Below are 10,512 nucleotides of genomic sequence, written 5' to 3'. Positions count from 1 at the left end.
ACCAGGTGCGGCCCGCCCCTCGATATTGCGGTCGCGTACAAAAGGCGCTCCACCCGCGCGGACTCGGGTCTGCCGTGTCCGGCCCGGCATCGCGCAGCCGCGGCGGCTGCGGATTCCTGCCCACCGAGCCCGTGGCCCCACCCGACTCACGTCATGAAGCGAGCCCCAGTGCCGCCATGCGCTTGGTGTGGGCCTCGGTGATGCGGGTGAACATGCGGCCGATCTCGGCGAGGTCGAAGCCGGGAACGGCGAGGCCGCCGACGAGGAGAGCGGAGAGGGCGTCGCGTTCGGCGGCGACGCGTTGGGCCTGGCTGAGCGCTTCGCCCATCAGGCGGCGGCCCCACAGGGCGAGGCGGCCGGCGACGCGGGGCTCGCGGTCGATGGCCGCGCGGACGGCGCCGACGACGAAGTCGGCATGGCCGGTGTCCGCGAGGACCTCTTCGACCAGTGCGCGGCTCGCCGGGTCGAGGTGCTTGGCCACCTCGCGGTAGAAGTCGGCTGCGATGCCATCGCCGACGTACGCCTTGACCAGGCCTTCCAGCCAGTCCGCCGGCGCGGTGTGGCGGTGGAAGTCGTCGAGCGGGGCCACGAAGGGCGCCATCGCCTCGGCCGGGTCGGCGCCGAGCGACGCGATGTGCGCGCGGAGGCGTTCGAAATGGTGGAACTCGGCGACGGCCATGGCGGCGAGTGCGGCCTTGTCGTCGACGGACGGGGCCATTTTGGCGTCCTCGGCGAGGCGTTCGAAGGCGGTGATCTCGCCGTACGCGAGAACGCCGAGCAGCTCGATGACGGCCGCCCGGCCCGCCTGATCCGCTGCCGCGCTGTCGGACTGCATTCCCTCGGTCATGAGACCAGAGGGTAACCAGCATCACCCCGCGTGGAGTACCTCGACGGGTACAGTGGTAGGGAACGCGGATGCCCGGTCGGAGGACGATCGGCTCCGACCGCCCCGCTCGGGCCCCCGCCCGAGGCCGAGGTCCCGTGTCGTGCCCCAGGTTGATTTGCGGACAAAACGGTCCAGCTCGATGGCCTGGTTGCGGCAACGCGGTCCTGACCCGCCTCGGAAGATGACGGCGGCCCTACACACACAGAAGAGGCTGGACCCCTGACGACTTTCAGAGAACTTGGTGTATTTCCCGAGACTGCCGAGGCCCTGGAGAGCCTCGGCATTGTCGAGGCGTTCCCCGTCCAGGAGATGACGCTCCCGGTCGCGCTCGCGGGCAGCGACGTGATCGGCCAGGCCAAGACCGGTACCGGCAAGACCCTCGGTTTCGGCATCCCCCTCCTCCAACGCGTCGTGACCGCCGTCGACGTCGAGTCCGGCCGCGCGACCGCCGTTCCGGGCACGAGCCCGCAGGCGCTTGTCGTCGTCCCCACCCGCGAGCTGTGCGTCCAGGTCACCAACGACCTCCTCGGCGCCGGCAAGATGCGCGCGGTGCGTGTGCTGTCGGTGTACGGCGGACGCGCGTACGAGCCGCAGGTCGACGCACTCCGCAAGGGCGTCGAGGTCGTCGTCGGCACGCCCGGCCGACTGCTCGACCTCGCCGGGCAGGGCCACCTGGACCTGTCGCAGGTGCGCATGCTGGTCCTCGACGAGGCCGACGAGATGCTCGACCTGGGCTTCCTCCCGGACGTCGAGAAGATCGTCGACCGGCTGCCGGCCCGCCGGCAGACAATGCTGTTCTCGGCCACCATGCCGGGCCAGATCATCACGCTGGCCCGCCGCTACATGAACCGCCCGACGCACATCCGTGCGTCCGCGCCCGACGACCAGGGCACCACGGTCGCGTCCGTCGCGCAGCACATCTACCGCGCCCACGCGATGGACAAGCCGGAGATGCTGGCCCGCATCCTCCAGGCGAAGGACCGCGGCCTGGTCATGGTGTTCTGCCGTACCAAGCGCACATGCGCGGACCTCGCCGAGGGCCTGACCGAACGCGGCTTCGCCGCGGCGGCGGTGCACGGCGACCTCGGCCAGGGCGCGCGCGAGCAGGCGCTGCGGGCGTTCCGCAACGGCAAGGTGGACGTGCTCGTGGCGACGGACGTCGCGGCGCGCGGCATCGACGTCGACGGCGTCACCCACGTCGTGAACTACCAGTGCCCCGAGGACGAGAAGACGTACCTGCACCGCATCGGCCGCACCGGCCGCGCGGGCGCGTCGGGTGTCGCGGTCACGCTGGTCGACTGGGAGGACATGCCGCGCTGGGGCCTGATCAACAAGGCGCTGGACCTGCCGTTCCCCGAGCCGCCCGAGACCTATTCGACGTCGTCGCACCTCTACAGCGAGTTGCAGATCCCCGAGTCGGCGACGGGCGTGCTGCCGCGCGCCGACCGCACGCGTGCGGGCCTCGGTGCCGAGGTGGTCGAGGACCTGGGTGAGACGGGCAAGGGCGGTCGCGGCCGGTCGGGCACCTCGCGTCCCGGTGGCCGGGGCCACGGCGGATCGCGTGCGCAGTCCTCGGAGGGCGAGTCCGGTACCGCCGAGCCGAGCCGCCGGCGCGCGCCGGGCAGCCGTCGCCGTCGTCGTCTGAACGAGAGCGTGGCGGCCGAGGCCGGTGCGCCCGGGGCGGTCGAGACCGGTGACGCGGCCGAGACTGTCGCCGAGGCCGCGGTCGTGGACGCGGGGGCGAAGGACGCCGCAGAGGTACGCGAGCCGAGGAAGCGGACGCGGACTCGGACGCGCTCGCGGAGCACCGCGCCGGACACGGTCGCCGAGAACGCGACCGAGGCGGCCGGGACTGCCGAGAAGGCCGACGCCGCGGTCGCCGACGAGGCGAACGACACGGTGGAGGGCGAGGCTTCGGCTCCTCGCCGTCGGCGCCGCCGCCGTCGTCCGGACGCGTCATCCGGCTCGGCCGCTGCAGAAGCCACCGACTGAGACGACGGAAAACGACCGGCGACAGCGCAGGCCGGGCCGGGCAACCGGCCGCGTGAACCGGTCGGCCGCGCGGCTGAGGCAGGGCCGACAGCGGACCTTGCGCGCGCGGATTGTTGCGCGCGGGTGCCACCGGAGACCGCCCGGCCGTCCGCTGCGGTATGGGCACCGGGCTGGGCGCCTGCGACGGCTTGCGGTCGCGCGGGGCTCGGGCCCGCCGTGCCCGCACGGCCCGGCGCAGCCGCCGCTCGACGCGGCGGCGTCGCGGTTCGGGTCGGCCGCTGTCGCAGAGACGCGAAGTCGCGCCGAGGCATCGAGGATGCAAGCGGCTTTGCGTCTCCACGCGAACGTGAGACAGCCGCTGTCCTACCCTCGGGTACGTGAGCACTCCGCCTTTCCTCGACCTGCCCGGCACCGTCCGGGCGCACCGGGTCACGACGAAGCGTGGCGTTTTCGCCTGCCTTGAGGGGCTGCCGCCGGACGGGCGCGAGGCGAGGGGCACGGCGCTGCTCGTGCCCGGTTTCACCGGCGGCAAGGAGGACTTCATCGCCCTCCTCGACCCGCTGGCCCGCCGCGGCTACCGCACGATCGCGCTCGACCAGCGCGGGCAGTACGAGACCCCCGGGCCGCTCGACGACCCGGCCGCCTACGAACGCCCCGAAATGGTCGCCGACCTCTGGGCGTTGCACGACGCCCTCGCCGCGGACGAGCGCCTGCATCTGGTCGGGCACTCGTTCGGCGGCTTGGTCGCGCGTTCCGCCGCACTCGACGACCACGCGCGGCTCGCGTCGCTGACCCTCCTGAGCACCGGACCCGCCGCGATCCGCGACGACGAGACCGCGCGGCTGCTCCTGCTGGAAGACGCCCTGGCCGGGCTGTCGCTGCATGAGGTCTGGGAGGCCATCCGGCAGGCGGATCGCGACGCCGGCGTGCTGCCGCATCCGGATCCGGCGGTCACGACCTACCTGCGAAACCGATGGCTGGCCAATTCACCGGCCGGGATCACCGCCGCCGCGCGGCAGTTGCGTACCGAACCGGATCTCACCGACTTGCTCGCCGCGCGCGTCGCGGCGGGGTTGCGCGTGCTGGTCATGTCCGGAACGCACGACTACGCGTGGCCGGTCGCGTGGCAGCGGGAGACCGCACGCCGGCTCGGCGTGCCGTATGTGGCCGTCGACGGGGCCGCGCACTCCCCGGGCGCGGAGCAGCCGGACGCGACCGCCAAGGGTCTCGCGGACTTCTGGGATGCCGCCTGACCGTGCGGTGTCACGGTTCGCCGTGCACGGTTCCGAACTCCTGGCTGAGCCGGTCCCAGAAACCGTTGCGCAGCGCGCGTCGCAGGTCTTCGTAGGGGCGCAGCGAGAACTGCAACTCGCCCTCGGCCTCGACCAGCAGGGCCTTGTCGACGTTCTCCGGAAGGCGGGGGCCGGGCATGAGGTCGGCCATGTCCTCGCGCCCGCGCGCGCTCAGCCAGCGTTCGGCGATCTTCCCGCCGAGCCGCCACACCTGGTCGAACGTCGGTGCCGGGCCGCCGCTCGGCACCGGGGCGGACGGGGTGACGAACGCGGACGCGATCGTGGTCGGTGCGGGCTGGAAGACGCACGGTGCGCAGAAGTCGCGGTGCAGTGTGCGGGTCACATCGGCCTCCCACACCAGCGGCTCGGCCTGGTTGAGGCCGTACGCGGGTTCGATGCCCCACAGGTGGACGCGGACGCCGTACGACTGGGCGGTCTCGACGGCGAGGACGAGGTCTTCGTCGCCGCTGACCACGACCGCGTCCTCGATCGCCCGGTTGCGGGCGAGTGATTCGAGGTCGCTGCGGATGAGCGAGTCGACGCCCTTCTGCTGGTTGTGCGCGTTGAGGTTGCCGAGCCTGACCTTGACGTCGGGGAGTTCGGCGACCTGCTTCTGCTCGAAGGTGGGGACGCGGTTGCGGGCTCCGTCGTACCAGTAAACGCGCAGGAGGCGGCCTTCGGGGAAGACCACGCGCGCCTCGTCGATCAGGGAGCTGATCAGGAATTCGGCGTCGATGCGGAACGACCGGCGTTCGGCGGTGCCGGTGACGAGCAGGCCGATCGCGGCGTAGACGTAGCCCACGTCGACGAAAAGTGCGTGCGTGCCGGCGTGCGGCGGTGCGGAGACCAGGCGCACGGGGACGACCGGGGGTGTCGTGGAGCCGTGCGCGGGGCCGGACAGCAGGGCGGTCCCTTCGGCGCGTCCGGCCCGGTCGCTCCGGTCGGTCTGGTCGGTCTGATCGATCCGGTCGGTCTCGGGCTTGGCGCCCGGCTCAGGTGTCGCCTCGTCGGTCACCGCGCGCTCCGGCGTCGGTCCAAGCTGGTCCATCAAGCCTCTTTCGGCGGCCTCACACGTACGGGTGAAGTCCGGAATGCCAGCGTTCGTCTGCGGACACCGCTTGTAGCATCGTACTCACTCAGGGCCGGGCTGGTCCTTCCCGACGGGGCCTCGCCACCGACGGGAGAAGCCCTCGGATCCTTCCGGGGGAGGAGTCACTGACTCGCATTGTCCACGTGCTGCGCCATGTGCGAATCGCGGTATGGAAATTCCCGGTCAGGGAATGGGCCGCCCGAGGTCGGTGTTGTATGCAGCGACTTCACCGCCGACGTTGCGCCTCCGTGTCCCGCCCAGAACTTCCGGGCGGGTACGGGGGCGCTGCCGGACGAGTCGCGTCGTTCACCGCGCGCGATGGGCGGGGGATTTATACGCTATGTCGTGTTCGGGGCCGCCCATGCCGGGCGGCCTCGGCATGCTCCGCATTCGAGGAGAAGAGGAGGCGCGTATGCGCTACCGAATCACTAACCTCACCAGCGCCGAAGACAGCAAGACCACCGACACCCACAACAAGCCGGCGGCCGTCGACATCGAAGCGGTCAACGAAGCCGTCGCCCGGGCCGCCGCGCGCGGCGAGAGCCTCTACATCCGGCCCGTCCGGCCGTCCGACATCTCGACCGTGGCCGAGGCCCCGGCCGAGCCGCAGATCATTTGATCTATACGCGCCGAGGGCGCCGCACCCACTCCGGGTGCGGCGCCCTCAGCGTTCCGGGGTGTACGCCGCCTGGCAGCGGTGCCTCGCGGCGCCGGCCCGCCCGGCGAGTGGCCTCGGATCGGCGCCTACGAACAGGCGGCGACCGAACAAGTCGACCGGCTCCGCGCCTGCTCTCCCGCGCCGAAGAGTTCGCCGCCACCCTGCGCGCCCGCCTCGAACCCACCGCCGAAGCCTCCAACGCACCGTGACGCTGCCAGGCGTTGCATGCGGGCCGAGAGGCCGGCGGTCGCCTGCCCGGCTCCCGCCGAGCACCGATCTGCTCGACCCGCCTGCTCAGTGCCCCCGCACCACCCACGCCTCGTAGTCGCCCGCCTCGTCGCCGATCGTCGTGGCGTCGCCGTGCCCGGTCAGGACGCGCGTCCCGGCGGGGAGCGTCAGCAGGCGCTCGCGGATCGAGTCGAGGATCACCGGGAACGACGAGAACGACCGCCCGGTCGCCCCCGGGCCGCCGCGGAAGAGCGTGTCGCCGGAGAAGAGCGTGTCGAGCTCCGGCGCGTACAGGCACACCGCGCCCGGCGCGTGCCCCGGCGTGTGGACGACCCGCAGCTCGGTCCCCGCCGCCCGGACCACCTGTCCGTCCGCAAGCTCGGCGTCCGGCGCCCGGTCGGGGTACACGGCGTCCCACAGCATGCGGTCCTGCGGGTGCAGGTGGATCGGCGCGTCGTAGCGATCGGCCAGTGCGGCGGCGGCGTTGATGTGGTCGTTGTGGCCGTGTGTGCACACGATCGCGGTCAGCCGGCGGTCGCCGATCGCGGCGGCGATGGCGTCGGCGTCGTGTGCGGCGTCGATGACGACGGCCTCGCTCGCGTCGCCGACGATCCACACGTTGTTGTCGACGTCGAAGTCCTGCCCGTCGAGCGAGAAGATCCCGGAGGTGACGACGTGTTCGACAGTCACAGGACCACCACCGAGCGCAGGACGTCGCCGTGGTGCATCTTGGTGAACGCCGCCTCCACCTCGTCCAGGGTGATGGTCTCCGACACGAAACCGTCCAGCGGCAGGCGGCCGCGCAGGTACAGGTCGACGAGCATCGGGAAGTCGCGGGTCGGCAGGCAGTCGCCGTACCACGAGGACTTGAGCGCGCCGCCGCGCCCGAAGACCTCGATCATCGGCAGCTCGATCTTGAGCTCGGGTGTCGGAACCCCGACCAGGACAAGGGTCCCGGCCAGGTCGCGGGCGTAAAAGGCCTGTTCGTACGTCTGCGGGCGCCCGACCGCCTCCACGACCAGGTCGGCGCCGTTGCCGTCGGTCAGTACCCTGATCGCCTCGACCGGGTCGGTTTCGCGGGAGTTGACCGTGTCCGTCGCACCGAAGCCCTTGGCCCACTCCAGCTTGCGGTCGTCGATGTCGACCGCGATGACCTTGCGCGCCCCGGCCAGATGGGCCGCCGCGATGGCCGCGTTGCCGACGCCGCCGCAGCCGATCACCGCGACGGTGTCACCGCGCTGCACATTGCCGGTGTTGGCCGCGGCACCGAATCCGGCCATCACGCCGCAACCGATGAGCCCGGCCGCCTCGGGGCGCGCGGCGGGGTCGACCTTGACGCACTGCCCGGCCGCGACCAGGGTCATCTCGGCGAACGCGCCGATGCCGAGCGCGGGGCTCAGCGGCGTACCGTCCTCCAACGTCATCGGCTGCTCGGCGTTGAGCGAGGCGAAGCAGTACCACGGGCGGCCGCGCAGACACGAGCGGCACTCACCGCACGGCGCCCGCCACGCGATGACGACGTAGTCGCCGGGCGCGAGGCCGGAGACTCCCGCGCCGACGGACTCCACGACACCCGCCGCCTCGTGGCCGAGGAGGAACGGGAATTCGTCGTTGATCCCGCCCTCTCGGTAGTGCAGATCCGTGTGGCAGACCCCGCAGGCCTGAACCTGCACCCGCGCCTCGCCAGGCCCCGGATCGGGGACGACGATCGTTTCGACGCTCACCGGCGCGCCCTTGCTCCGCGCGACGACGCCGCGAACCCGTCGGCTCATGTGCCGCTCACCTCCGCTTGTCCGGACCGACCCGCACTGTAACCGCGCAACCGGCCCGGGTCAGCGCGAACGGCGGGAGCCACCGAGACGTACGAGGCCGCTCTCACCGGCGTGGTCGCGCCCTGCGCGGTCCGTCGGCGGGTGGGAGCAGGCCTTGCGCGCTCGTGGAGGGACCGGTGTGCTCGCGCGGGGCGAAGACCGCGGGGCCGGTCGGGGCGTTCATCGTGATTCTGCTCGAAGTCGCGGGTCGGCGGCGGCGCGGGCTGCGCTTTCGGCCCCGGCTACTGTGGGTCGATCACCCGATCGACCCCTTGCGAGGTCCGCGTGCGCATCGACCTGCACACCCACAGCACCGCCTCGGACGGCACAGACCGCCCGGCCGAGCTTGTGCGCCTGGCGCGCGAGGCCGGGCTGGACGTCGTCGCGCTGACCGACCACGACACGACCGACGGGTGGCGCGAGGCGGCGGAGGCGCTGCCGGACGGGCTGACTCTGGTGCGGGGCGCCGAAATCAGCTGCATCGACGACGACGGCATCAGCCTGCACATGCTCGGATATCTGTTCGACCCCGACGAGCCGGAGTTCGCGCGGGCGCGTGAGCTGGTGCGCACCGACCGCGTGCGCCGGGCGCGCGCGATGGTCGAGCGCTGTATCGCGCTCGGCGCACCGATCAGGTGGGAGCGCGTCGTCGAGATCGCCGGCGGCGGTGCGGTCGGCCGCCCGCACGTGGCGACCGCGCTGGTCGAGGCGGGCGTCGTGGCCGATGTGTCCGGCGCGTTCACTCCGGAGTGGCTCAAGGACGGCGGGCGGGCCTTCGTCGACAAGTACGAAGTCTCGGCCGCGGAGGCGGTGCGCATGATCCAGGCCGCCGGCGGCGTGGCTGTGTTCGCGCACCCGGGCGCGAACAAACGCGGTCGCACGGTCTCCGACGCGACAATCGAGTCCCTTGCCGCCCAGGGCCTGGCCGGGATCGAGGTGGACCACCTCGACCACGACGACGACACGCGCGCCCACCTGCGCGATCTCGCGCGCGGGCTCGGTCTGCCGACCACCGGGTCGAGCGACTACCACGGCAGCCGCAAGACCGTCTCGCTCGGGCGGTACACCACCGACCCGGACGCGTATGAGGCGATCATGGACCGGGCCCGGGGCGTCGCGCCGCTCGCGCTGTGACGCCTCGCGTCCGCCCGGGCGCCGCATTCTGCGAGGCGAGATGGGCGGACTGCGGCGTGTCGCGGTGGCACGGGCGGGCGAGCCGTATCCGGCCGAGATGGTTCAGCCCGGGCGTCCGAAACCCGGTCGTCCGCTGTCCACGATCGCGGCTGATGGGGTGATCGTCTTGACTCGGGCGCCTCGGCAAGGGACCGTCGTGCGTATGAAGGGCGAGCCGAGCTGCCCACGCTGTGGTGCCCGGGTCCGGGCGCCGGGCCTGTTCTCCGCGACGTGGCAATGCGAGTTGCACGGATCCGTGCCACCGCTCCAGCCCGTGGTCCCGCCGAGCGTCGAGGCGCTGGACGTGGTCGTACGCCGTTCCCGCGTGCCCGTCTGGCTGCCCTGGCCGCTGCCGGCGGGGTGGCTTTTCACCGGGGTCGCGCATGCCGGAGACGACCGTTCGGGGCCGCGCGCGGTCGCAGTGGCGTGTACCGGTCCCGCGCCGCTGGGCGGGCCGGGCGAGCTGGTGCTGGTGGCCGAGGAGCTCGGGGTGGGCCTCGGCGCCCGCTACGCGGGGCTGCCGGGTCCCGATCCCGGCACGGCGATGGTCGAAAACGGCCTGGCCCCCGCGAAGGTGCTTGCCGCCGGGCGGCCGACCGCGCTGTGGTGCGTCCCCGGCGCGCCCTCCGACCGCGCGGTGTACGCCGGCGAGGCGATGGGCCTGTGGCTGTGGGCGATCCTGTGGCCGGGCCGGGCCGGGCATCTGGTCTACGACGACGTCGAGCTGAGCGACCTGCGCGAATCCAAGGTCGGACTCGACAATCTGCCGTGCGGGGCGCTGTCGCCGAAGCTCGCGGGCTGACGCCCGGCCGCACAGGCTGGGCACATACCGTAACGGCCCGCGATCTTGTGGCGACACGCGGACGCATAGGCCTCACGATCCGCCATACGGTGGATACGCTCGCGGATATGCGGTCTACTCCCTGTGTCGGCGCGATCGTCCTCGACGGCGAGGGGCGTCTCCTCCTCATCCGTCGCGGCACGCCTCCGGGCAAAGGCCTGTGGTCGCTGCCGGGGGGCCGCGTCGAGGCGGGTGAGTCCGACACGCAGGCGCTGATGCGCGAGCTCGCCGAGGAGACCGGGCTCGACATCACCGTGGGGCCGCTCGTCGGCAGTGTGCGGCGTCCGGCGCCCGACGGCGGTGTCTACGAGATCCGCGACTACGCGTGCATCGTCCACGGCGGCGTGCTGCGCGCCGGCGACGACGCGGAGGACGCGCGGTGGATCACCCCCGAGCTGCTGCCGGATCTGCCGCTGACGCACGGCCTGCTGGACGCGTTGCGGGAGTGGAACGTCCCCGGTGTCCGGTGACCTCCCGTCCCCCCGGTTGCTGGTGGTCGGCTCGGTCAACGCCGACCTGGTGGTGCGCGTGCCCCGGCACG

10 protein-coding genes are annotated in these 10,512 nt (G+C 72.4%); 6 read left to right on the top strand and 4 right to left on the bottom strand.

Going from position 1 to position 10,512, the window contains the following annotated elements; translation table 11 throughout:
• Positions 1-151 precede the first annotated feature (151 nt).
• Positions 152-847, bottom strand: a complete 696-nt coding sequence (locus tag ACRX5W_RS04785) for a ferritin-like fold-containing protein (protein WP_436786612.1) — start codon at positions 845-847, stop codon at positions 152-154.
• A 348-nt stretch (positions 848-1,195) separates the two neighbouring features.
• Between ACRX5W_RS04785 and ACRX5W_RS04780 the strand changes: the two genes are divergently transcribed.
• Positions 1,196-2,878 (top strand): DEAD/DEAH box helicase, encoded by a 1,683-nt coding sequence (locus tag ACRX5W_RS04780; protein WP_436786611.1) that lies wholly within the window; start codon positions 1,196-1,198, stop codon positions 2,876-2,878.
• A gap of 377 nt (positions 2,879-3,255) precedes the next feature.
• Entirely contained in the window at positions 3,256-4,131 is an 876-nt protein-coding gene (locus tag ACRX5W_RS04775; RefSeq protein ID WP_436786610.1) for an alpha/beta fold hydrolase, read from the top strand.
• 10 nt (positions 4,132-4,141) lie between these two features.
• Here ACRX5W_RS04775 and ACRX5W_RS04770 read toward each other — a convergent pair whose 3' ends face one another.
• The gene (locus ACRX5W_RS04770; protein ID WP_436786609.1) at positions 4,142-5,218 is read right to left on the bottom strand and encodes an NYN domain-containing protein; all 1,077 of its coding nucleotides are present in this window, start codon (positions 5,216-5,218) and stop codon (positions 4,142-4,144) included.
• Positions 5,219-5,672: 454 nt separating this feature from the next.
• Here ACRX5W_RS04770 and ACRX5W_RS04765 point away from each other — a divergent pair, with 454 nt between their 5' ends.
• Complete coding sequence (locus ACRX5W_RS04765) at positions 5,673-5,879, top strand: hypothetical protein (RefSeq protein ID WP_436786608.1); 207 nt, start codon at positions 5,673-5,675, stop codon at positions 5,877-5,879.
• A gap of 333 nt (positions 5,880-6,212) precedes the next feature.
• On the opposite strand, the gene ACRX5W_RS04760 is transcribed toward ACRX5W_RS04765, so the two are convergent.
• Entirely contained in the window at positions 6,213-6,836 is a 624-nt protein-coding gene (locus ACRX5W_RS04760; RefSeq protein WP_436786607.1) for an MBL fold metallo-hydrolase, read from the bottom strand.
• Positions 6,833-7,918 (bottom strand): S-(hydroxymethyl)mycothiol dehydrogenase, encoded by a 1,086-nt coding sequence (locus ACRX5W_RS04755; RefSeq protein ID WP_436786606.1) that lies wholly within the window; start codon positions 7,916-7,918, stop codon positions 6,833-6,835. The genes ACRX5W_RS04760 and ACRX5W_RS04755 overlap by 4 nt, the downstream gene beginning before the upstream one ends.
• Positions 7,919-8,242: 324 nt before the next feature.
• Between ACRX5W_RS04755 and ACRX5W_RS04750 the strand changes: the two genes are divergently transcribed.
• The 3 genes from ACRX5W_RS04750 (at position 8,243) to ACRX5W_RS04740 (ending at position 10,441) form a co-directional block, all read left to right on the top strand.
• Positions 8,243-9,091: a PHP domain-containing protein gene (locus ACRX5W_RS04750; protein WP_436786605.1), complete on the top strand. Its 849-nt coding sequence runs from the start codon at positions 8,243-8,245 to the stop codon at positions 9,089-9,091.
• 202 nt (positions 9,092-9,293) lie between these two features.
• Positions 9,294-9,932 carry a DUF6758 family protein gene (locus ACRX5W_RS04745; RefSeq protein ID WP_436786604.1) on the top strand — a complete coding sequence of 213 codons (639 nt, stop codon included), beginning with the start codon at positions 9,294-9,296 and terminating at the stop codon, positions 9,930-9,932.
• A 107-nt stretch (positions 9,933-10,039) separates the two neighbouring features.
• The gene (locus ACRX5W_RS04740; protein ID WP_436786603.1) at positions 10,040-10,441 is read left to right on the top strand and encodes an NUDIX hydrolase; all 402 of its coding nucleotides are present in this window, start codon (positions 10,040-10,042) and stop codon (positions 10,439-10,441) included.
• Positions 10,442-10,512 lie beyond the last annotated feature (71 nt).

This window comes from Yinghuangia sp. YIM S10712, assembly GCF_051388935.1.
Taxonomy (GTDB): domain Bacteria; phylum Actinomycetota; class Actinomycetes; order Streptomycetales; family Streptomycetaceae; genus Yinghuangia.
This window is presented reverse-complemented; position numbering and strand designations above follow the sequence as displayed.

Coding starts and splice junctions, on each gene's coding strand:
- ACRX5W_RS04785 (WP_436786612.1), bottom strand. CDS start 847: ATGACCGAGGGAATGCAGTCCGACAGCGCGGCAGCGGATCAGGCGGGC.
- ACRX5W_RS04780 (WP_436786611.1), top strand. CDS start 1,196: ATGACGCTCCCGGTCGCGCTCGCGGGCAGCGACGTGATCGGCCAGGCC.
- ACRX5W_RS04770 (WP_436786609.1), bottom strand. CDS start 5,218: ATGGACCAGCTTGGACCGACGCCGGAGCGCGCGGTGACCGACGAGGCG.
- ACRX5W_RS04765 (WP_436786608.1), top strand. CDS start 5,673: ATGCGCTACCGAATCACTAACCTCACCAGCGCCGAAGACAGCAAGACC.
- ACRX5W_RS04755 (WP_436786606.1), bottom strand. CDS start 7,918: ATGAGCCGACGGGTTCGCGGCGTCGTCGCGCGGAGCAAGGGCGCGCCG.
- ACRX5W_RS04745 (WP_436786604.1), top strand. CDS start 9,294: ATGAAGGGCGAGCCGAGCTGCCCACGCTGTGGTGCCCGGGTCCGGGCG.
- ACRX5W_RS04740 (WP_436786603.1), top strand. CDS start 10,040: ATGCGGTCTACTCCCTGTGTCGGCGCGATCGTCCTCGACGGCGAGGGG.